This is a genomic window from Bowdeniella massiliensis (assembly GCF_023634005.1).
GTDB classification, from domain to species: Bacteria; Actinomycetota; Actinomycetes; order Actinomycetales; family Actinomycetaceae; genus Bowdeniella; species Bowdeniella massiliensis.
In genome coordinates this window covers 57,052-79,067 of the sequence record NZ_JALIQR010000008.1, presented here as the reverse complement: position 1 = coordinate 79,067, position 22,016 = coordinate 57,052, and the positions used below count along the sequence as shown (strand labels likewise).

The following is a 22,016-nucleotide window of genomic DNA, read 5'->3' as shown; positions in this document are numbered from 1 at the left end:
AGGCATGACGACTTCCACGCGCACGATGAGTGACGTCATCGCCGAGCTCAATCAGGCCGCATTCCACCCCGCCGCAATGGCGAGTTATCTCGAGGAATGCCTGTTTGAGGAAGACATTTTAGGGTTCTTCGCCGGCGCCCAAACGACCTTCGATCGTGGCGCTATTGCGCGCTATGCCAACCTCTTTGTCGTCACGCCCTCCCGGCTCATTCACGTCTATGCCTCGGACCTTCCGTTTCCGGAATCGAGCGAAGAGGTGCACATCCAGGTCCAGACCGTCCCGCTAACGAAACTCCTCAGCGTGGACGCCATCTATGGCCACTCGGCCGAGGGCGGTCCTGCAGCGGATCTGGTGCTCGCGATTGGTTGGGGTGGCGCCTCGCGCATCGTGATCGACTTCAGCTCGTGCGATGATCCCGATTGCGCTGGCAGCCACGGCAATGGCGGCGCTGCCCAGGAAGACATCGTCATCCGCGTCAGCGCGGAAGGGGATGGCGCCGAACGATTAACGGCGGCCCTCGATTTTGCTCGCGCGCTGCGGCGCGCCCAGTTTGCCGCGATCTCATGATCCGCCTGCGCGACATCCTCGCCGCTGCGGCGCACACCGTCGGCTATGTCAGTAGTGTCGCCGAGGACACTTGGGAGCAGGCCGCCGACGCCGTCGGGCTGCCGGCGGCTTCCCGCTATATCGTCGTGCTCATCGACGGCATGGGCCTGACCCAGCTTGAGGCGCGCCGCGGGCACATTCCGTTCTTGCGGCGTAGGCACCTGCAATCGGTGCGCACGACGGTTCCATCCACAACCGCCTGCGCGATCACAAGTTTCGCGACGGGCTACGATCCCGGCCGCACCGGCATGATCGGCTTTACCGCGCGAGACCCGGAAAGCGGGTCACGTATCCAGTTGCTGTCGTTCGCTGATTCGCCCGTCACGCCCGAGGTGTGGCAGTCCGAGCCCACGATCGCGCAGCGCGCGGACCATCGCGGCACCATGTGCTCCGTCGGCCCGGAAAAGTTTCGGGATTCCGGGCTCACCCTGGCGGCTTGGCGCGGCATGCGGGGGGTGTACGCAGAGACTTTCGAGGAGCGGGTCCAGGCTGCCCTTGCCCAGCTCAACGGGGGTGCGCGTCTCGTCTATCTGTACTGGGCGGACCTCGATCATGTAGGACACGTTCACGGGTGGGAATCAGAGGAATGGACGGCTCAGCTTGAATACGTGGATGCGCAACTGTCCGCGCTCGCGAGAGCACTACCGCGCGATACAGGATTGGCGATCACGGCCGATCACGGCATGGTCGATATCTCGCAGCGACGAGATTTTGCTGCGAGTCCGCACGCCACTCAGTGCGTGACTGCGGGCGAAGAACGCATGCTGCAGGTCTTCGTCGACGAGCCGGACCGCGTCGGTGAGATTGCGCAGCGCACAGCGGCCTGGCTCGGCGATTGCGCACACGTGTGGTCACGCGATGACATGCTGGCAGCGCTTGGCGGTGCCAGCGCGCGGGTCGCACCCCGGGTTGGTGACTTCGCCATCGTCGCCGAGGGAACCTGGGGAATTAGCGATTCGCGCTGGATGAGCGAAAACCAGATGCGACTCGTCGGCGCCCATGGCGCCACGAGCGAGGCAGAAATGACCGTCCCGCTCGCTGTGGAACTCGGCTAGCTATCGGACTTCCCGCCAAAAACAATCTCGTCCCACGACGGCACTGAGCGGCGACCGGATTTCTTGGACTTTTTCGGCTTTTCTGGGCGCTCGGTCCGCTCGACCTCAATATCGAGCTCGTTCTCGCCGGGCGGCTCCGGCTCCCGATCAGGAAACGATAGGACAACCGCATCGTTGGCCTCTTCGGGGCGGGAGGGGTGAGCTGCAGGGATATCGTCGCCCCCGCCAAAGAGCAGATCCGAGGTCTCGTCGCTCGCGCCGAAGGGGGAGGGGTCCGGACGACGGCCGCGGTTCTTCGCCAGATGATCCAGCAGCGATTCGGTGTTCTGCTCGCCGCTCTCCTCGCCCTCATCCGGGCTCTCGGCGGAATCAACCAGTGGATCAAAGGAACGGACGTGGCGGCGTGCTCGAGGTGAGGCCGAGTCTGTTTCTGACAGCCACCGAGCTTCGTCCTCCATGGCTTTGACGGACCGCGCTGCGATATCGAGACGCCAGCGAGCCACCCGTTCTTTTCCGCCAGCAGTGAAACTCACCGTGACATTCCAAGGTTCCGTGGACTCGCGGAATGCGTGCCACCGCAACGAGTCTGTATCGACACCGCGTTCAGCGAGCCGGTCCACGACGATCTCGCCGAGGGTCGGCGCGCCGAGCTCATGGCCGACTGTGCATTCGCGGGCCTGTTGAATCGCCCAGTCCCGTTCGGCGACGATAGGACCTTCGTAGCGACGGACATGCTCTTCACTCACGTTGCCGTTGGCCGCGACCTCTTCGACGCTCGCTCCCGCGCGCAACATTGCCTGAATATCGCGGGGGCGCAGGCTCGGTGTGCCGCTGGCAGGTGTGGATTGCACAACCGGGCTCGGCCGCCACAGGGCATGGCGCAGCTCCGGAGTGATGGGAAGGTGATACGTCTTCCCATTGTCGTCGGAAAGGACAATGTGGGTGCCATCGGACTGGAGTGACACAAAGTTCAGCTTGGTCATCAAACCTCCCGCTCTTACGCCTGAACACTACCTGGTCGGAAGCGATCGGAGCACTCGGCGCGCCGTTCCGCTTCGCTAAGGCGCGCCAAGCGCCTATGGTGATGGACCCCTCACGTCAGGATCGCGCTTCAGCGCGCGCATCGCGTTCGAATTTATGGTAAGAATCCCTGGTACGCACCTTTCAGTGCGTGAGAAGCAGCCACCCTAGTGATAAGCGGAGCGTGACGCCCGATGGCCACCGATTACGACGCCCCACGCAAGAACGACGACGACATGAATGAGTCGTCGCTAGAAGAACTCAAGGCGCGGCGCGGTGAATCACAATCCTCGTCGGTAGACGAAGACGAAACCGAAGCCGCGGAAGGGTTCGAACTTCCCGGTGCGGATTTGTCGAACGAGGAACTCTCGGTTCGCGTCCTGCCCCCGCAGGCGGATGAGTTTACCTGCATGCAGTGTTTCCTCGTCCACCACATTTCTCAGCTGGCCTCCGATGAGGGCGGCGTGATGATTTGCGCGGAGTGCGCCGGTTAGTGAACCGCCGATTCGTGAAGGACCTGCACCAAATGGTGCGGGTCCTTCACGCATATCAGCCAATATGGCGTGGGATCGCGCGGATCATCGATGCCGACCTTCACCGCGGACCTAGCCCACGGGCGGTGGACGACCCAGGCTCGAGTATCGGCCGCGGGCCCCATCGCTTCTCGTAGCGCCGGGGCATCGAGTTCTTCAGCGGTGGTAAGAAAATGCAGCGGGATGTGTGCTCCGCCGGCTTTCAGCTCCCCATCTTCCACCACGGTGACCGGAGCGGAGCCAACGAGGAGACCAACCACGACGAGGCCTCCGATCACCGCCACGATCCACGCCAGCGTCGTCGAGACTGGGACGAAGATGAGCCCGAAGGACGCCCCGAGCAGACCAAGGACGATCAACATGAGGGGCGGGGGCGTTAACCGGGAGGAATAGCGCGTCACAGTCACCTTCTTACTGTGACACATTGGGACCGTCCAACAAACCGCGATACCGTTAGGCCCGTGAACGAGTTGAGTATTGCCGTGCGGAAGTTAGATCCAAGCGCCCAGCTACCGGTGCGTGCGCATGACGATGATGCGGGCGCGGATCTGATCAGCAATGAGGACTGCGTCATCGCTCCCGGCGGACGGGCCCTCGTGGGAACCGGGATCGCCATCGAGATTCCCCACGGCTACGCGGGTTTCGTTCACCCGCGCTCCGGACTTGCAGCGCGCGAAGGCCTGACCGTCTTGAATGCGCCCGGAACAATCGATGCCGGATATCGCGGCGAAGTCAAGGTCATCTTGCACAACACCGACCCCGATACGAGTGTCACAATTAACGCCGGAGATCGAATCGCCCAGCTCGTCATTCAGCAAGTGAGCCTGCCGCGATTTGAGGCCGCGGAATCGCTGAGCTCTTCGGCGCGCGAAGCCGGCGGGTTCGGGTCGACGGGGCGCAACCGAAAGGGTGAAAACTGATGGCATGGTTTGGACGGAAGAAATCGAAGATCGATAAGGCGAGCGAATCTGTCGCAGAGGAAACGCCCCGCGAGGAGGATGCGCCGCCGACGGGTCCCTTCGATATCGAGCAGGTCGAAGACCTTGAAGGTTACCTAGATCTTGGCGTCCTCAAGATTCCGACCCAGCCTGAGATGAACATCCGCATTGAACTCGATTCGGCAACTCGGGCGCCGTTGGCGGTCTCGGTCGGACTCGACGATTCCGTGATGCAGCTGCAGGTCTATGCGGCCCCGAAGTCGGCAGGCATCTGGAAGGACCTGCGTGCCGAACGAGTCGAGAGCGCCGAGGCACAAAACGGTGAGGCCATCGAACAGCACGGGCCCTTTGGTTCGGAAGTCGTCATGAAACTCCCGGTCCAAACACCGGCCGGAAGCGGGATTCGCCCGTTGCGATGCGTCGGTATCGACGGTCCGCGATGGTTCCTGCAGGCGCTGTTCATCGGTCCCGCAGCCACCGACATGAAGGCGGCCGTGCCGCTGGAAGAAGCGCTGCGTGGCGTGGTGGTCGACCGTGGTGACGAACCGCTGCCACCCAAACGCATCATCGCGCTGACGATCCCCGGCCAAGCCCAAGCTGAGCCCAGTGCACCATCATTTACGATGCCTTCCCGCGGGCCCGAGATTACGGAGATCCGATAACCCCATGGCGACCTCGACGCAGCACGGATTACCGATTGCTGAAGTCCACCCGCGCATGCGCGCCCGGGTGGCAGGAAGGGTCAGCGCCGTGACCTATCGGCCGGAGTCGCGCAACCCTCAACTACGCGCCCGGCTGACCGATTCATCCGGCAGCCTCGACCTGGTCTTTCATGGACGTCGCGAGATCGCTGGCATCACGCCGGGACGTCAGCTCATCGCGACGGGCACCGTGTATGAAGAAAATGGGGACATCGTGATTTTTGATCCCGAGTATCGTCTGCTGCCATCAGGGAGCCTCGACCTGTGAGCGAATCGGAGTCCCCGAAGCGCGGGATGAAACAGATCAGTGCCGACGAGTTCGACCTGTCGGCCGCGATCGGTGGCGTACGCGGAGTCATCGAATCCGTTGCTCCCGTCATCGTTTTCCTTGCGATCTACCTGTCCACCCACGAATTGTGGTGGGCAGCCGGGCTCGCCCTCGTCGTCGCGGCCGGGCTGCTTGTCGCGCGACTCTTCGCCCGCACCGCCGTGAACCAGGCCCTCGGTGGCTTCCTCGGCGTCGCGCTGTGTGTGCTGTGGGCGGGATATTCCGGCAGCGCCGAAGGCTACTTCGCACCCGGGCTCGTCGTCAACGCGGTCTACGGCTCCATCGTCTTGCTATCGGCACTGTTCAGGTATCCCATCATCGGATTCATTGACGGTCTTGCGCGGGGCGAGAAGAACTGGCGCACGAGCCCGAAGATGGGACGCTACTACCTGCTGACCGTCATGTGGGCGGCGCTGTTTGCCCTACGCCTGGCCGTACAGTGGCCGCTGTACGCCTCGGGTAATGTCGCAGCGCTGGGAACCGCACGACTAGTCATGGGGATCCCGCTGTTCGCGACCGCAATCTTTATTAGCTGGCTGGTTCTTCGGGATCGGAATCCTCAGGACGAGGGGCAAGCAGATCCTGCAACGCCTGAAGATCGTCAGCACCGTCCTCAGTGACAATCAACAGCACCTCATCGCCACTTTCTAATGTGTCGTCCGGGGTCGGCGCGATCGGCTGATTCGCACGAATAATGGTCGCCAGTTGCGTCGATGAGGGCAGTGCGAGGTCCGCGATGCGCGTCCCAAGGACAGGGGAGTCCACCGGCAAGGTGATCTCGTACATCGAGGCTCCAGAGGAGTGGAAGGTAAACAGCAGCACGAGGTTTCCGGCTGAGACTGCTTCTTCCACGAGCGCCGTCATGATGCGAGGCGTCGAGACCTGAACATCGACACCCCAGGCTTCGTCAAACATCCATTCGTTCTTTGGATTATTGACGCGAGCCACCACGCGGGGCACCCCAAACTCTGTCTTCGCCAACAGTGAGACGACCAGGTTGACCTTGTCATCACCGGTCGCGGCGACGACAACGTCGGCGTCATCGGTGCTCGCCTGCTGCAAGGCAATCGGTTCGCACGCATCGGCAAGCAGCCAGTCCGCATCGGCCACGGACGCGATTCGCATCGCGGCGGGGTTCTTGTCGATGAGGGTGACCTCGTGGCCGTGGGTGAGCAGTTCCCTGGCGATCGAGCGCCCAACTGAGCCGGCTCCGGCAATCAGGATTTTCATGAATGCTCTCCTAAGGGCCCCTTGGTGATGCGGCGTTCGATCACCGAGACATCGTCCTTGGCAGCCACAAAGTGGATGAGGTCCTGTTCCTGAATGACGGTGCGGTCATCGGGGATCATGCCCTTGCCGAGGCGTGTAATGAACGCTACCCGGGTCTCGGTATCGTCAATGAGCTCGGTGAGCGGGCGCCCAATCCAGGCGGCAGGCGCTGGCAGTGCCGTCAGGGCAATCCGGCCCGAGGCATCGAGGAATTCGGTTGAGCCGCCCATCGGCAGCATCCGGCGCACGATCTGGTCCGCCGTCCACAGCACGGTCGCGACCGTGGTGATGCCAAGGCGCTGGAAAACCTCGGCGCGCCGGGGGTCATAGATGCGCGCGACGACGTGTTCGACCCCAAACACCTCGCGCGCGACGCGCGCAGCGATGATGTTGGAGTTGTCGCCCGAGGAGACGGCGGCAAAGGCGTAAGCGTCTTCGATGCCGGCCTGGGTGAGGGAATCGCGATCAAATCCGACTCCGGTCACGCGACGGCCGGAAAACTCGGGATCGAGCCGCCGAAACGCCTCCGGATTGGCATCGATCACCGCGACAGAATGGCCCGCGCTATCCAAGTGCGAGGCAAGCATGGCGCCCACGCGCCCACATCCCATAATTACGAAGTGCACAATGACTCACGCTACTCTCTTCGCCGTGCGTTACCAATGTGGGCGCAATGGGATCTAGCATGAAAAGCGTGTCCGCACATCCTGGCGCCTTCAAGCGTTTTCTTCTTGGCAAGCCCGTCGCCTCCGACCGGCTCGGCCATACGCTGCTGCCCAAGCGCCTGGCGCTTCCCGTCTTCGCCTCTGATGCCCTGAGCTCGGTCGCCTATGCCCCGGACGAAATCTTCCTCACCCTCTCCATTGCGGGCGTCGCCGCGCTCACGATCTCGCCGTGGGTGGGCCTCGCGGTCGTCATCGTGATGCTCGTCGTCGTCACGGCCTATCGCCAAAACGTCCACGCCTATCCCTCCGGGGGTGGGGATTATGAGGTTGCCACAACGAACCTCGGGCGCAACGCTGGCCTGACCGTGGCATCCGCGCTTCTCGTCGATTACGTCCTCACCGTCGCGGTCTCCATCTCATCCGGCGCCCAATACCTCATCACCGTGCTGCCAGGCATGTACGGCTATCAGGTCCCCATTGCCGTGGGAGCCGTCGTCATCCTGGCGCTCATCAATCTGCGTGGTTCGCGCGAGTCGGGCCGGGCACTATCGGCCCCGGTGTATCTGTACATGTTCGCCATTGGCCTGCTCGCGGTTGTTGGCGCGTTCCAATACTTCACGGGATCGCTGCAGCCCGCGCCAAGCGCGCGCTTCGACCTCGTCGCCCAATCGGACCTGGATGCCGGGTTAACGGGGCTAGCTGGCGGCTTCCTCGTGCTGCGGGCCTTTTCATCCGGCTGTGCAGCCCTGACCGGCGTTGAGGCGATCAGCAATGGTGTCCCGGTCTTCCGCAAACCCAAATCTCATAATGCTGCGATCACGCTGGGTCTCTTAGGCCTTATCGGTTCGGTCATGTTGATGTCCGTGGTGCTGCTCGGGCGTGCGACTAACCTCAAGTTCGCCTACGCCCCGGCTACCCAGCTGCTAGACAATGGGGCTCCTGTGGGGCCGAGCTATCACCAGGCTCCCGTCATCGGGCAGCTCGCCGAGACGATCTTCGCGGGCGCTTTCCCGCTCTTCCTCCTCGTCACGGTCACGACGGGCTTCATCCTGGTGCTCGCCGCGAATACGGCGTTCAACGGTTTTCCCGTCTTGGGTTCGATTCTTGGCCGCGACGGTTTCTTGCCGCACCAGTTACACAAGCGCGGGGACCGGTTAGCGTTTTCTAACGGCATCTTGGCCCTCGCGGTCGCGGCCATCGTGTTGATCGTGATTTTCGATGCTGAGGTAACCCGGCTCATCCAGCTCTACATCGTGGGAGTATTCATCTCCTTCACGACCTCCCAGTTCGGCATGTACCGCCATTTCACGCGCGAGCTTGGGCTGTCGACTTCCGCCTCGGAGCGCCGCCGCATCCGCCGCTCACGCATCATTGCGGCCGTGGGGTGTGCGCTCACCGGGCTCGTCCTCGTCGTCGCGCTGGTGACGAAATTCCTGCACGGAGCGTGGATCACGCTCGTGCTGATCGCGCTCGTGTTCTTCCTTATGCACCGGATCCGGCGCCACTATGATCGGGTCGGCCGCCAGCTGGCCGTGACCGATCTGTCGGCCTCCCGAGCACTGCCGTCACGGGTTCACGCGTTGATCCTCGTCTCCAGCCTCAACCGCCCCGCGTTGCAGGCCATTTCCTATGCCCGGGCCACCCGTCCCTCGACACTGTCGGCGGTCCACGTCAATGTCGATCCGGAGGCAAGCGAGCAACTGCGCGCCGACTGGCGCGAAGCCGAAATCCCGATCGATCTCACCATTTTGGATTCGCCTTACCGCGAGATATCCCGGCCAATCGTCGAGTATGTGCGCTCCATCCGGAAGCAATCGCCGCGCGATCTCGTGGTGGTCTTCGTACCCGAGTTCGTGGTTCGAACGTGGCCGGAACATATTTTGCACAATCAAACCGCGCTGCGGCTGAAGTCGAGGCTGCTCTTTACGCCCGGGGTCGTGATGTCCTCGGTTCCCTTCCAGCTCGCCGACGTACAAGAAAGTGGCCATGGATCCGATCGTTGAGATTACGGGCGTAGCCCACGGCGGCACCTGCGTTGGACGCTTGCCCAGCGGCAAAGTCGTATTCGTCCGGCACACCGCCCCGGGCGAAACCGTACGAGTCCAGATCACCGAGGAGCTCGCGACTCGAGCCTTTGGCGATGCTATTGACGTCGTCGTCGCGAGTCCCCATCGCCGCGCGCATATCTGGCCCGAGGCCGCCCGCCACAACATTGGGGGAGTGGAGCTCGGTCATCTAAGTCCTCTGGGGCAGCGTGAATTCAAAGAGGCGGTCCTCGACCACACGCTACGTCGCATCGGGGGCGCTAACATCGCCGAGGCTGCCAACGACGTGCGCGAACCCATTCGGGCGGTATCACCGGGCTCACGCGGTACCCGCACGCGGTTTCGCACGATCCTTAACGACGAGGGACGGCCTGCGATGCGGCGCTACCATTCCAACGACCTCGTCGCGATTGACCGAATGCCGCTGGCCGTAGCCCCCATCGCCGACCTCAGTGAGGTCACCGGGCCCGCCGGAGCTCAGCTGCGGCATGTGGCGACCTCGACGGGCGAGGTACACGTCGTAGAGGCCGGCGCCGATGTTCGTATCACCGAGCAGGTGAGCGTTGCCGGCAGTACGTACAGCTACCAGCTGTCCACCGATCGATTCTGGCAGGCGCATGAGGCCGCACCCCAGCTCCTGGCGGAGCAGGTGCGCTCGGGGCTGTTTGGTCCGGGTGACCCCGAGGGGATCTCCGTCCTTGAGCTCTTTAGTGGGGTGGGGCTGTTTTCTGCTCCGATCCACGACGTTATCGGCCGCCGCGGCCGACTTATCACCGTGGAGGGCAGCGAAGCGGCCGCGGGGGATGCGCGTGCGAACGTCCATTCCAGTGTCGAAGTTCGCCACGGCCGCATCGATAGAAGGTCCGTAAGAGCACTCCTTGCTGAGCACAGCTTTGACGCGATCGTCGTCGACCCGCCACGAACCGGCCTGGGCAAGGATGTCGCGTCGCTGCTCGCCGATTCCGGTGCGGTGGCGGTCATCCTCATCGCATGTGATCCGGCCGCGTTCGCGCGAGACCTCGCGGTCTTTGTTCGCAAGGGCTACGACGTGCAGTGGATCGTCCCGTTCGACCTTTTTGAGCACACTCACCACCTCGAAACCACCGCGCTGCTCACGCTGCCCTGAGCAATGAGTTGTGAGGTCCTTGCGGCCTCAATCCACGGGTGAGCGGTCGCGCGGGGTGCTAGAACGGAGGTGGAGTGTCGAGTGGACGACATGCCGTCGATAAAGTATCTTGATATCGAGAGAGTTTGTCGGCAGGTTGTCATCTGCCCGGCTAACGAAGGACTGCAAAGGAGAACCAGGTGGATTCATTCAACTCCCGCGCCACGCTCGATGTTGATGGCAAAGAATACGAGATCTACCGGTTGGACGCCGTTGACGGCGCTGACAAGCTGCCCTACAGCTTGAAGATTCTGACCGAGAACCTACTGCGCACCGAAGATGGTGCGAACGTCACCGCCGATCACATCAAGGCACTTGCGAACTGGAACCCGGACGATGAGCCGGAGACCGAAATCCAGTTCACTCCCGCTCGCGTTGTCATGCAGGACTTCACCGGCGTGCCCTGCGTCGTCGACCTTGCCACGATGCGCGAAGCCGTCGCAGATCTTGGTGGCAGCCCCGACAAGATCAACCCGCTGGCACCGGCCGAGCTCGTCATCGACCACTCCGTGGTCATCGACGTCTTTGGCCGCGCCGACGCCTTTGAGCGCAACGTCGAACTCGAGTATGGCCGTAACGAGGAGCGCTACCAGTTCCTGCGCTGGGGCCAGGGCGCCTTTGACGACTTCAAGGTCGTGCCCCCGGGCACGGGCATCGTCCACCAGGTCAACATCGAGTATCTGGCGCGCGGCGTCATGACCCGCGAGGTTGACGGCGTCGAGCGAGCCTACCCCGACACCTGTGTGGGTACCGACTCGCACACGACGATGGTCAATGGCCTTGGCGTCTTGGGCTGGGGCGTTGGCGGTATTGAGGCGGAGGCCGCAATGCTCGGCCAGCCGGTTTCCATGCTCATTCCGCGCGTCGTTGGCTTCAAGCTGACGGGCGAAATCCCCACGGGTGCGACCGCCACCGACGTTGTCCTCACCATCACCCAGATGCTGCGCGAGCACGGCGTCGTCGGCAAGTTCGTCGAGTTCTATGGCGAGGGTGTCTCGGCCGTGCCGCTGGCTAACCGCGCCACGATCGGCAACATGAGCCCCGAGTTCGGCTCGACCGCTGCGATCTTCCCGATCGACGACGTCACCGTCGACTACTACCGCCTCACGGGCCGTTCTGAAGAGCAGTGCAAGCTGATCGAGGCCTACGCCAAGGAGCAGGGCCTGTGGCACGAACCGTCGCGCGAGGCCGCCTACTCCGAATACCTCGAGCTCGACCTGTCGACCGTCGTTCCGTCGATCGCCGGCCCGAAGCGCCCGCAGGACCGTATCGAACTGTCGGAGGCCAAGGAAGCATTCGCTGCGGCGCTGCCGAACTATGTCTCCGATGAGGAGCAGGAAGCCTCCGGGCTCGATGAGGCCGTGGAGGAGACCTTCCCCGCCTCGGATCCGATCGCGCCGGTCTACGGCGAGGATTCGGGAGAGGCGATCGTCGATACCCCGACCGCGACCCGTCGCCCGCACAAGCGCGTGAAGGTCACGATGGAAGACGGCACGGAGACCGAGCTGGATCACGGCGCGGTCGTGATTTCGTCGATTACGTCCTGCACCAACACCTCCAACCCGTCGGTCATGCTCGCCGCCGCTCTCCTCGCGCGCAACGCCGTCGAGCGGGGCCTGAGCGTCAAGCCGTGGGTGAAGACCTCGATGGCGCCCGGTTCCAAGGTCGTGACCCACTACTACGAGAAGGCCGGGCTGTGGCCCGCGCTGGAAGCCCTTGGCTACCACCTCGTGGGCTACGGTTGCACAACCTGTATCGGTAATTCTGGCCCGCTGCCGGAAGAGATCTCCGCGGTCATCAACGATAACGACCTGGCCGTCGTTTCGGTGCTCTCGGGTAACCGCAACTTCGAAGGCCGGATCAACCCAGACGTGAAGATGAACTACCTCGCGTCCCCGCCGCTCGTCATCGCCTACGGCCTGGCCGGCACCATGGACTTCGACTTCGAAGCCGAGCCGCTGGGAACCGACAAGGACGGTAACGAGGTCTTCCTCAAGGACATCTGGCCTTCGCCGGATGAGGTCCAGCAGGTCATGGACTCCTCGATCACGCAGGAGATGTTCGAATCGGACTACGCGGACGTGTTCGCGGGCGATGAGCGCTGGCGTGCGCTGCAGACCCCCGAGGGTGACATCTTCGAGTGGGACGAGGAATCGACCTACGTGCGCAAGCCACCGTACTTCGAGGGCATGAGCATGGAGCTCACCCCCGTCGAGGACATCACCGGCGCGCGCGTGCTCGCCAAGCTCGGCGACTCCGTCACGACCGACCACATCTCACCGGCCGGAGCGATCAAGTTCGATTCGCCCGCAGGCGAGTACCTGAAGTCCCACGGCGTGAGCCGGCGCGACTTCAACTCCTACGGCTCGCGTCGCGGTAACCACGAGGTCATGATCCGCGGTACCTTCGCCAACATTCGGCTGCGCAACCAGCTGCTGGATGGCGTCGAAGGCGGTTACACCAAGAACTTCCTCACCGGTGAGCAGGACTCGATCTTCGATGCCTCCCAGGCCTACCAGGAGGCGGGCATCCCGCTCGTCATCCTCGGCGGCACCGAGTACGGTTCCGGGTCCTCGCGTGACTGGGCTGCCAAGGGAACCGCACTGCTCGGCGTGAAGGCCGTCATCACCGAGTCCTTCGAGCGTATCCACCGCTCCAACCTCATCGGCATGGGCGTCCTGCCGCTGCAGTTCCCTGACGGGGAAAACGCCGATTCGCTCGGCCTTGACGGCACGGAAACCTTCGACATCTCCGGAATCACGGAGTTGAACGAGGGCACGACCCCCAAGACCGTGAAGGTCACGGCGCGCAAGGACGATGGCTCGACCATCGAGTTCGACGCTCGAGTGCGCATCGATACCCCCGGAGAGCGGGAGTACTTCCGCAACGGCGGCATCCTGCAGTACGTGCTGCGCTCGCTCGTGAAGTAACCACACGACGCCAAGATCGGTCCGGGCCCTTGAGGGCTCGGACCGATTGCGTTGTGCCCTAGGCAGGCTCGGCGACGGGGTGCATGAACGGCGGCCCTGAAGCGGTCCTAATCAGCGTAGGGGCCGGCCAGCGCGCGATCGATAATTTCGGTTACCGTCGGCGCGGCAAAGGTGAAGCCGGCCTGCGTCAGTGCGTGCGGCACGACGCGCTGGCTCGTGAGCAAAAGTTCCTCGCCCATGGCGCCAAGGGCGGCCAGCAGGGGAGCCGGCGCCACGAGCGGGGAGGATCGCCCGAGCGCGTCCTGCAGCGCCTCGTGCCACGCGTTGAACGTCACCGGATTCGGTCCCACGAGGTTGATCGGGCCGGAAATCTCCTCGTCCTCGATCGCGAACATGATCGCCGCGACGGCGTCGCCGATCCAAATGGAGGAAAAATACTGCTCGCCGCTGCCGAGCTGCGCTCCCAGGTGCCAGCGGTACAGCGGCTCCAAGACGCCAAGGAGGCCGTCGCCGGTATCCATGAGGTGGCCAGTGCGCAGTTGGATCGTGCGCACCCCCGCCTGTTCGGCAGCCTCGGCGGCCGCCTCCCACGCCAGGCACACCTGCGGCAGCCAGCCCTCACCGGGACCGCTGTCCTCAGTCAGCTCGGCGGCGCCGCGCGAGCCGTAGTAACCGATGGCGGAGCCGCTGACGAACACCTCTGGCCGATGCTCGCTCGGCAGCTCGGCGATCGTGCGGGCGAGGAGGTTTACGCTGCCGATCCGCGAGGAGATGATCTCGCGCTGCCGAGCCGGCGTCCATGGCCGATCCGCGATGCCCGCGCCCGAGACGCACACGACCGCATCGGCGGCCGCGATCGCCGCCGGATCGAGCTCGCCGCGCGCCGGATCCCACGAGACCTCGTCGCCGCTGCGAGCCTCGCGTCGTACCAGGTGTTTGACGTGCCAGGCGTTCTCGATGGCGTAGGCGGTGAGGGCCCCTCCGACGAAGCCGGAGGCTCCCGCGATCAGTAGTGTTCTCATGGTGTCACCCTAGGGGCGCTTGCGCTCGTGCGCCTCCAGAGAGTCCCGGTGGCGGCGGTACTTCGCCAGCCGGGTGCTCATGCGCGACCCCCACGAACTCGCCGATTCCGCCTGCTGCAGGGCTCGGCGCTGCTGACGATAGATGCGGCCCACGAGATCGCGCTGCGCGACCCAGCCGACGAGCTTGCCGTCGTCATCAACGACGGCAATGCCCTCGATGCCGGCGTCCACGAGCGTGCGCAGGACGACCGAGGCGAACTCCCGCCGGTTGACGGCTTCGCGTGCGAGGGCGATGTCGGTGACGGGGCGGTGTGGGTCGATGCCGTCCTCGCGTGCGGCCGCAATCCCGAGCGCCCCGAGCGTGCCGAGGTAGGTGCCATCGGGCGCGACGACGGGCACTGCGGTGGAGCCTGATTCGCGAATGACAGCGGCCGCGTCCCGGATGGACAGCGCCTCGCCGATGACGGCGGGCTCGCGGCCCATGAGGCCCTCGGCGCGCACTCGCCCTAGCAGGGTCTGTTCGACCGGGTCGTCCAGGACGTCGCCGCGGCGCACGAGCTTCGTCGTGTAGATCGTGTAGCGGGTGAGGAAGGCGGACAGGCCCGTGGCGAGCCCGACCGCGAGCATCATCGGCAAGATGAGAGCGTATTGGCCCGTCATCTCCACAATGATGAGGACGCTCGTCAGCGGCGCGCGAGCGGCGGCCGCGAAGGCAGCGCCCATGCCGATGACCGCGAAGGTCGTAAGGGAGCTGGCCGCAAAGGGTGCGAAGGCCGAGGCGAGCAAGGCGCCCGTCGTCGCGCCGACGAAGAGGGTGGGACCGAATACCCCGCCGGAGCCGCCCATCGCGATGACGAGGGCGGCCAGCAGGATCTGCATGACGAGCAGCAGCGCGATCATTGCGGCATCGAACTGCCCGGTCAGCACGCGGTGCAGCGTCGTGGTGACATCGCCGTACATCGCGGGCACGGCCACGAGGCCGAGGCCCACGAGCAGGCCGCCGACGGCCGGGCGCGCCCATTCTGGTCCGCGGTAGGCCAGGTTCATGGCGTCGTCGACCAGATAGATCGAGCGCGAGAATGCGATTCCGGCCAGGCCCGCGACGAGGCCGACGAGCGCGACCCACCACAGGTCCGTCGTCGATTCGAGCAGGACGGCGGGGATGGAGACGACCTGGGTGTCGCCGAGGATCAGGTGGGCGATGACCGCGCCGGAGACCGAGGCGATGACGACCATGCCGATCGTCTCCGCGGTGAAGGAGACCAGGATCAGCTCGAGGGTGAAGACGGCGCCGGCGAGCGGGGTGTTGAAGGTCGCGGCGATGCCGCCTGCTGCGCCCGCGCCGCACAGCAGCGTGAGCTGGCGCGTGGAGAGTTTGAGTTTCTGGCCGAAAAACGATCCGATAGCGGCCCCCACCTGGACGATGGGCCCCTCTTTGCCGACGGGGCCGCCGCCGCCGATCGTGAGCGCGGTCGCGATGATCTTGACGATCGCGACGCGGCCGGGGATGACGCCGCCTTTGCGCCGCACGGCCAGCATGACCTCGGGAACGCCGTGGCCGCGAGCGAACGGCGAATATCGATTGATCGCGACCCCGCAGATGAGGCCCGCAATTGCCGGCACGGCGATGACGAAGGCCGGATGCCAGCCCGTTGCGCCGTGGGGCGCGCCAAGCGTCGCGCCGTAATCGGCGTAACCGGTGGCAAGGCGCGAGACGGCGGCGATGAGGTATTGGAAGAGAACGGCGGCGAGGCCCACCCCGATCCCGACGAGCGCGCACAGGGCGGCGAAGGCGCTGCGGTGATGAGTCAGCAGCGAGCGCAGCCGGCGAACCGGCGGGCTCGGAGGCGTGATCGGGGTGGTCATGGGGACAGCGTCAGGCTAGGCCCACGGCACGTCGACCTCGACGTCGTGCGGCCTAAAGCCCAGGACCTCACCGTAGAACGCGAGCTCGGTCGCGATCGCGTCCTTGCGGGCCGCGGCCGCGCGGAAGCCGTGGCCCTCGCCGGGGTACATGCGCAGTGCGACTGGTTTGCCCGCGTTCGCCATGGCGTCGTAGATGACGCGGGCCTGGCTCGGCGGGACGACCTTGTCATCCTCGCCCTGCAGCAGCAGGAGCGGGACGGTGAGCGCGTCGAGATGGTTAATGGGGGAGCGCTCCTCGTAGCGTTCGGCTTCCTGCGGGTAGGGTCCGATGAGCCCATCGAGGTAGCGCGCCTCGAACATGTGGGTCTCCTTGGCGAGCAAGCTCAGATCCGCGACGCCGAACAGGGAGGTACCCGCCGCGAACGTCTCCAGCGTCGTCAGGGCGCGCAGCACCGCATAACCACCGGCCGAGCCACCGCGAATGACGGCGCGCTTGGCATCGATGAGGCCCTCGGCGGCAAGGTGGCTGACGCCCGCGGCGATATCGGCGTTATCGATCTCGCCCCACAGTCCGGCGAGCGAGTCCCGGTAGGCGCGGCCATAGCCGGAGGATCCGGAGTAGTCGACGTCCAGGACGGCAAAGCCGCGCGTCGTCCAGAACTGGATGGCGTCGCGGTAGGTGGGGCTCGTGGCCGAGGTGGGCCCGCCATGCACCATGACAATGAGCGGCGGAGCCTCCTCCTGCGGTGCGGCCACCTCGGGGTGGTTTGGCGGGTAGAAGTAGCCGTAGGCCTCGTGGGCGCCAAAGCCATCTCCGGCCGGTACCTGCCAGGTCAGCGGCTCGGGCAGGGAGGTCCATTCCTCGGGCAGCGGGGAATCATCGGAGGCAAGGACGAGGCGAGTGCGCGCGTGCGGCAGGTCGATCGCGATGACCGCCGGTGCGGCGGTGGCGCTGGCCCCGAGGACGGCGACGCGGTCGCCCGCGACGGCGGGGGTGCCGAGCGGGTCGTAGCCGATGAGCCATTCCTCGAGCTCACCGGTGCGCCAGGCAAGCGAGCCGAGGTGGCGCTGCCCGTCGGCCGCCCACGTCACGAGCAGGTGATCGTCATCGAGCACCGCGTACGGCATCGTCATGACCCAGGGCGGGTCGGCGAAATCGGCCTCCGCGGGATGGAGCGCCCGCACCCGGATCTGCTCGCCGAGTTCCGCGCGGTAGATATTCCACCAGCCGGAGAGGTCATCGATGAAGACGAGGTCGTCGTCGGTGACGAACAGCGGTGCGATGGCAGAGGACGTTCCGCCGTCGATGCGCGTGATCTCGGTGATGGCCGTCTCGAAGCGTTCGCCGAGCATGACGCGCGTGTCCTCCCACGGCATCAACCCGAGGTCCCACTCGTACCACGTGATGCGTTCGCCCGAGGGGGACAGGCGCACGCCGGCGATGAAGTCCGCGCCGTCGTAGATGACCGTGCGCTCGCCATCGGCGCAGTCGATGTCGACGATCGCGTGGCGCGGGTAGCCATCGGCGCGGGAATCGTCGTGGATTTCGGCGATCGCGATGACGTGGCCGTCGCGCGCCTGCAGGTCGGCGTACCGCCATCCGTCATCGGGCGTGATCGCGAGCGCACGCTCGCCCGGCGCTGCATTCAGCGATGCGCGGTACAGGCGGCCGGTGGTGCGATGGGAGACGATGACGTCGCTGCCATCAACGGCGATGGCTGGCCCGCCGTATTCGTGCAATCGGGAGCCGATCGGGATCTCCGTGCCCGACTCATCCAGCAGTGGGAAGTCGACGATCTCACCGTCACGTTCGAGTGCGAGTCGAGTGGTGCCGCTTGCACCGGTGCGGCCGACAACGATCCCGGTATCGGCGATGAGCGGGTCTGACAGCGTTGTCTTCGCGGCCGTGAGGGAGTCGATCGTGAGAATAGAGGGCCAAGTGCCATACGGCATCGTGGTGGTGGTCATAGCCTCCATTGTATGGCGCATCAGGGGCCAAATCGGCATAGAGTAGGAGGTCGAAGTAATGGCCGCCTGCTAGGAGAACCATGAGTCAGCTATCCCGCATCACCTCTGTTGACGTCGTGCGACAACTGACTCCGAGCGAGCTGGCAGAGCTCGCGAGCGATATTAGGGAATTCCTCGTCGAATCCGTGTCCAAGACGGGTGGACACCTCGGCCCAAACCTCGGCGTGGTTGAGCTGACGATCGCGCTGCACCGCGTGTTCGACTCGCCCAAGGATCGGATCGTGTTCGATACCGGGCACCAGTCCTACGTCCACAAGATCCTTACGGGCCGCCGCGATTTTTCTGCCCTGCGTAAGCGCGACGGTGTCTCCGGTTATCCGGCTCGCAGCGAATCCGAGCACGATATCGTCGAAAACTCGCACGCCTCCACTGCGCTGTCCTGGGCCGAGGGCATCGCCCGCGCCAACCGTATCAAGGGGCTCAACGACCGCAGCGTCGTCGCCGTCATCGGAGATGGCGCCCTGACCGGCGGCATGGCGTGGGAAGCGCTGAATACGATCGCCGATGAAGACGATACGCGGCTGGTCGTCGTCATCAACGACAACGGCCGTTCCTATGAGCCGACGATCGGCGGCCTCGCGCACCACCTCGATGCCCTGCGCACGACGAAGAGCTACGAGAAGATCCTCGACTGGGGCAAGCGCACGCTGCACAAGGGCGGAACTCCTGGCCACATGGCCTACGACGCGCTGCACGGGTTAAAGAAGGGCGTCAAGGATGTGCTGGCGCCGCAGGGATTCTTCGAAAACCTCGGCATTAAGTACATTGGCCCGGTCGATGGCCATGACACCATCGCGGTGGAGTTCGCGCTCACCCGCGCCAAGGCCTATGGCGGTCCGGTGCTCGTGCACGTCATCACCGAAAAGGGTCGCGGCTACACCCCGGCCGAGAACCACGTCGATGATCGTTTCCACGCCGTTGGCGTCATCCACCCCGAAACGGGCCTGCCGGTCGCGCCGTCGCGCTTTGGCTGGACCAGCGTCTTTGCCGAAGAGATCGTCAAGGCGGCACGCAAGCGGCCCGACGTCGTGGGTATCACGGCAGCGATGCTTCACCCCGTAGGCCTCGCCCCGATGCGGGCAGAGTTTCCCGACCGGGTCTTTGACGTCGGTATCGCGGAACAGCACGCCGTCACCTCGGCCGCAGGGCTCGCCTTTGGCGGCATGCACCCCGTCGTCGCGGTCTACGCCACCTTCCTAAACCGGGCCTATGATCAGGTCCTGATGGACGTGGCGCTGCACAATGCTCCAGTGACCTTCATGCTCGATCGCGCCGGCATCACCGGCGATGATGGCGCCTCCCACAACGGCATGTGGGACCTCGCCCTCATGCGCACGATTCCGGGGATGCGGGTCGCCGTGCCACGCGATGGCGATGAGCTAACGGAGATGTTCAACACCGCCCTGAATGAGGACGGCGGTCCGACGCTGATCCGCTATCCGAAGGGCTCGCTGCCCGAGCCCCTGCCCGCGATCCGCTCAATCGGTGAGGGCTATGACCGGGTCGATATCCTCGACGAGGACGAATCCGAGGGCAGTGGTCGCCGGGTGCTCATCGTCGGCCTCGGGCCGTTTGCGCCGACCGGCATCGCGGTTGGAAAGGCACTGGCTGCGCGCGGCGATCGGGTCACGGTCGCCGACCCGCGGTGGGTGTTGCCGCATTCGAGCACGCTTATGCAGCTCGCAGAAGACAGCGACCTCGTCATCCATATCGAAGACGGCCTGGTTGATGGCGGCGTGGGCGATAGCCTGCGAGATGAACTCTCGCGGCGCGGCGCCGCCACGACGGTGCACTGCTTCGGGATTCCCAAGCACTTCCACACCACTGCGAGCCGATCACAGCTCATTGACGATTTCGGCCTGACACCGGATGCCATTCTCAATGCCGTGGGAGGCGATCAGTGAGCGTTCACACCCGCCCGGAGGCCCAGGTCGCGCCACCTCCGGCCGCGCTGCGCTATGACGTCGTCGTCACCCTCTTCGTGGGGTTTTTGCTGCTGTCAAACATCGCGGCAACGAAACTCATCCAGTTCGACATTGGCCCCGCATCGCTCATTTTCGATGGGGGAGCGCTCCTCTTTCCGCTGACCTACATCCTCGGGGACGTCCTCGCCGAGGTGTTCGGCTTCGCTCGCGCCAAGCGCGCCATCATCTTGGGCTTCGTGGTTTCAATCATTGCCTCGCTGACCCTGTATCTCGTCCAGATTGCGCCAGCGGCCGCCGACTATGAAAACCAAGAGGCCTTTGCGGCGGTCCTCGGCTTCGTGCCGCGTATCGTGGCAGCCTCCCTTGCCGGTTATCTCGTCGGCCAATATCTGAACGCGCTCGTGCTGACGGTGATGAAACGGCACAGCGAGAACCACCTGTGGGCGCGGCTGCTCGGCTCGACGGTCGTGGGCGAAGGCGCCGATACCATCATCTTTTGCACGATCGCCTTCGGCGGGATTCTTACGGGAGGCAACCTCCTCAACTACATCCTCGTCGGCTTTGCCTACAAGGTCGGCGTCGAAGTGATGCTGCTGCCCATTACGTACCGAGTGATCGCATTGTTCAAGCGCTACCGGGCGGGAGAGACCGCATGAGTGAGGTCTTCACTCTCGGCACGCAGCTCGAGACCGGTGGACGCACCGGGATCATTCACACACCGCACGGCGACATCCACACCCCGGCGTTCATCCCGGTCGCGACCCAAGCGACCATTAAGGCCGTTTTGCCGGAGACCATCGCCTCGCTTGGCGCGCAGGCTGTGCTCGCCAACGCCTATCACCTCTACCTGCAGCCCGGACCCGAGATCGTCGAAGAGGCTGGGGGACTGGGCCGCTTCATGAACTGGCCGGGCCCGACCTACACCGACTCGGGCGGCTTCCAGGTGCTCTCACTCGGGTCGGGCTTCAAAAAAGTCTTATCCGATCAGTTTGCTGGCAAAGCCAATGCCGATACGGACATTGCCGAGGACAAGATCCGCCGCGCCCAGGTCGATGATGACGGGGTCTGGTTCACCTCCCACCGCGACGGCACGAAGCATCGTTTCACTCCCGAAGTCTCGATGCAGGTCCAGCACGCGCTTGGCGCCGACATCATCTTTGCCTTCGACGAACTCACGACGCTGCTGAACTCCTATGACTATCAGGTCGAGTCGCTCGAGCGGACTCGGCGCTGGGCAGAGCGGAGCCTGCGCGAGATCACGCGCCTCATGGACTCGCACCCCGAGCGTCCACGGCAACTCCTGTTTGGCGTGATTCAAGGCGCGCAATATGAGGACCTGCGGCGCAAAGCCGCGCGCGACCTGGGGGCCATGGAAGTCGACGGACATCAGTTCCCCGGCTTCGGAATTGGCGGCGCGCTCGAAAAGGAAAACCTCGCCACCATCGTTCGCTGGGTGACGGAGGAACTGCCCGAGGACCGGCCCCGGCACCTCCTCGGGATCTCCGAGCCCGACGATCTGTTCAATGCCATTGCCGTCGGTGCCGATACCTTCGACTGCGTCTCGCCCTCGCGCGTGGCTCGGACCTCGGCGGTCTACACCCGGACGGGGCGAACGAATCTGTTGCGCAGCGAGAACCGCACGCGCTTCGAACCGATTGACGACTCGTGCCCGTGCTACACCTGCACGCACTACACGCGCGCCTACCTTCACCACCTATTCAAGGCCAAGGAAATGGTCGCCTCCACGCTTGCGACGATCCATAACGAGTTCTTCACTATCACCCTCGTTGACCGAATTCGTACGGCGATTTCCGAAGGAAATTTTGTCGAGCTTCGTTCGGAGGTTTTGGGAGATTATTACGGCCAAAAGGTGTGAGTGAGGACACCGGTCGAATCGGTCGAAAGTCCCCTGCGCGAGT

General features: G+C 64.4%; 20 protein-coding genes. 13 read left to right on the top strand and 7 right to left on the bottom strand.

From position 1 onward, the window contains the following. Nucleotides 1–4 precede the first annotated feature (4 nt). Nucleotides 5–568, top strand: a complete 564-nt coding sequence (locus tag MUN85_RS07045) for a DUF5998 family protein (RefSeq protein WP_250506029.1) — start codon at nt 5–7, stop codon at nt 566–568. Then, a complete protein-coding gene (locus tag MUN85_RS07040; RefSeq protein ID WP_250506028.1) occupies nt 565–1,662 on the top strand; it encodes an alkaline phosphatase family protein in 1,098 nt (365 codons plus the stop codon). Before MUN85_RS07045 ends, MUN85_RS07040 begins: the two co-directional genes overlap by 4 nt. On the opposite strand, the gene sepH is transcribed toward MUN85_RS07040, so the two are convergent. Further along, complete coding sequence (gene sepH / locus MUN85_RS07035; RefSeq protein WP_250506027.1) at nt 1,659–2,645, bottom strand: septation protein SepH; 987 nt, start codon at nt 2,643–2,645, stop codon at nt 1,659–1,661. The genes MUN85_RS07040 and sepH overlap by 4 nt on opposite strands. Before the next feature lie 231 nt (nt 2,646–2,876). Here sepH and MUN85_RS07030 point away from each other — a divergent pair, with 231 nt between their 5' ends. Next, nucleotides 2,877–3,176 carry a DUF4193 domain-containing protein gene (locus MUN85_RS07030; protein WP_092561469.1) on the top strand — a complete coding sequence of 100 codons (300 nt, stop codon included), beginning with the start codon at nt 2,877–2,879 and terminating at the stop codon, nt 3,174–3,176. Here MUN85_RS07030 and MUN85_RS07025 read toward each other — a convergent pair. Then, nucleotides 3,173–3,622: a DUF3093 domain-containing protein gene (locus MUN85_RS07025; protein ID WP_250506026.1), complete on the bottom strand. Its 450-nt coding sequence runs from the start codon at nt 3,620–3,622 to the stop codon at nt 3,173–3,175. The two genes, MUN85_RS07030 and MUN85_RS07025, sit on opposite strands and share 4 nt — an antisense overlap. Before the next feature lie 9 nt (nt 3,623–3,631). On the opposite strand from MUN85_RS07025, the gene dut reads away from it, so the two are divergent. Genes dut through MUN85_RS07005 form a run of 4 tightly spaced genes read left to right on the top strand, consistent with a single transcriptional unit; the run spans nt 3,632 to nt 5,802 of the window. Then, complete coding sequence (gene dut / locus MUN85_RS07020; protein WP_348647962.1) at nt 3,632–4,135, top strand: dUTP diphosphatase; 504 nt, start codon at nt 3,632–3,634, stop codon at nt 4,133–4,135. Continuing rightward, the gene (locus tag MUN85_RS07015) at nt 4,135–4,815 is read left to right on the top strand and encodes a DUF3710 domain-containing protein (protein ID WP_250506024.1); all 681 of its coding nucleotides are present in this window, start codon (nt 4,135–4,137) and stop codon (nt 4,813–4,815) included. Before dut ends, MUN85_RS07015 begins: the two co-directional genes overlap by 1 nt. A gap of 4 nt (nt 4,816–4,819) precedes the next feature. After that, nucleotides 4,820–5,122, top strand: a complete 303-nt coding sequence (locus tag MUN85_RS07010; protein ID WP_250506023.1) for an OB-fold nucleic acid binding domain-containing protein — start codon at nt 4,820–4,822, stop codon at nt 5,120–5,122. Continuing rightward, entirely contained in the window at nt 5,119–5,802 is a 684-nt protein-coding gene (locus tag MUN85_RS07005) for a DUF3159 domain-containing protein (RefSeq protein ID WP_250506022.1), read from the top strand. Before MUN85_RS07010 ends, MUN85_RS07005 begins: the two co-directional genes overlap by 4 nt. Here MUN85_RS07005 and MUN85_RS07000 read toward each other — a convergent pair. Together MUN85_RS07000 and MUN85_RS06995 are read right to left on the bottom strand one after the other, a co-directional pair. Beyond that, nucleotides 5,711–6,412, bottom strand: a complete 702-nt coding sequence (locus tag MUN85_RS07000; protein ID WP_250506021.1) for a potassium channel family protein — start codon at nt 6,410–6,412, stop codon at nt 5,711–5,713. The genes MUN85_RS07005 and MUN85_RS07000 overlap by 92 nt on opposite strands. Beyond that, nucleotides 6,409–7,062, bottom strand: a complete 654-nt coding sequence (locus tag MUN85_RS06995) for a potassium channel family protein (protein ID WP_250506078.1) — start codon at nt 7,060–7,062, stop codon at nt 6,409–6,411. The genes MUN85_RS07000 and MUN85_RS06995 overlap by 4 nt, the downstream gene beginning before the upstream one ends. An 83-nt stretch (nt 7,063–7,145) precedes the next feature. Here MUN85_RS06995 and MUN85_RS06990 point away from each other — a divergent pair, with 83 nt between their 5' ends. The 3 genes from MUN85_RS06990 (at nt 7,146) to MUN85_RS06980 (ending at nt 13,256) form a co-directional block, all read left to right on the top strand. Further along, on the top strand, nt 7,146–9,119 hold the full coding sequence (locus MUN85_RS06990; protein ID WP_250506020.1) for an APC family permease: 1,974 nt from the start codon (nt 7,146–7,148) through the stop codon (nt 9,117–9,119). Then, complete coding sequence (locus MUN85_RS06985) at nt 9,103–10,287, top strand: class I SAM-dependent RNA methyltransferase (protein WP_250506019.1); 1,185 nt, start codon at nt 9,103–9,105, stop codon at nt 10,285–10,287. Before MUN85_RS06990 ends, MUN85_RS06985 begins: the two co-directional genes overlap by 17 nt. A 179-nt stretch (nt 10,288–10,466) precedes the next feature. Continuing rightward, entirely contained in the window at nt 10,467–13,256 is a 2,790-nt protein-coding gene (locus tag MUN85_RS06980) for an aconitate hydratase (RefSeq protein ID WP_250506018.1), read from the top strand. A gap of 107 nt (nt 13,257–13,363) precedes the next feature. Here MUN85_RS06980 and MUN85_RS06975 read toward each other — a convergent pair whose 3' ends face one another. From MUN85_RS06975 to MUN85_RS06965, 3 genes are read right to left on the bottom strand one after another with little or no spacing between them, the layout of a single operon-like run. After that, entirely contained in the window at nt 13,364–14,278 is a 915-nt protein-coding gene (locus tag MUN85_RS06975) for a TIGR01777 family oxidoreductase (RefSeq protein WP_250506017.1), read from the bottom strand. A 9-nt stretch (nt 14,279–14,287) separates the two neighbouring features. Then, entirely contained in the window at nt 14,288–16,144 is a 1,857-nt protein-coding gene (locus MUN85_RS06970) for a chloride channel protein (RefSeq protein WP_250506016.1), read from the bottom strand. Nucleotides 16,145–16,159: 15 nt separating this feature from the next. Continuing rightward, nucleotides 16,160–18,112, bottom strand: coding sequence for an alpha/beta hydrolase family protein (locus tag MUN85_RS06965; RefSeq protein WP_250506015.1), 1,953 nt, complete (start codon nt 18,110–18,112; stop codon nt 16,160–16,162). 80 nt (nt 18,113–18,192) lie between these two features. On the opposite strand from MUN85_RS06965, the gene dxs reads away from it, so the two are divergent. From dxs to tgt, 3 genes are read left to right on the top strand one after another with little or no spacing between them, the layout of a single operon-like run. Next, complete coding sequence (gene dxs / locus MUN85_RS06960; protein ID WP_250506014.1) at nt 18,193–20,076, top strand: 1-deoxy-D-xylulose-5-phosphate synthase; 1,884 nt, start codon at nt 18,193–18,195, stop codon at nt 20,074–20,076. Continuing rightward, nucleotides 20,073–20,753: a queuosine precursor transporter gene (locus tag MUN85_RS06955; RefSeq protein WP_250506013.1), complete on the top strand. Its 681-nt coding sequence runs from the start codon at nt 20,073–20,075 to the stop codon at nt 20,751–20,753. Before dxs ends, MUN85_RS06955 begins: the two co-directional genes overlap by 4 nt. Continuing rightward, on the top strand, nt 20,750–21,973 hold the full coding sequence (tgt, locus tag MUN85_RS06950; RefSeq protein ID WP_250506012.1) for a tRNA guanosine(34) transglycosylase Tgt: 1,224 nt from the start codon (nt 20,750–20,752) through the stop codon (nt 21,971–21,973). The genes MUN85_RS06955 and tgt overlap by 4 nt, the downstream gene beginning before the upstream one ends. Nucleotides 21,974–22,016 lie beyond the last annotated feature (43 nt).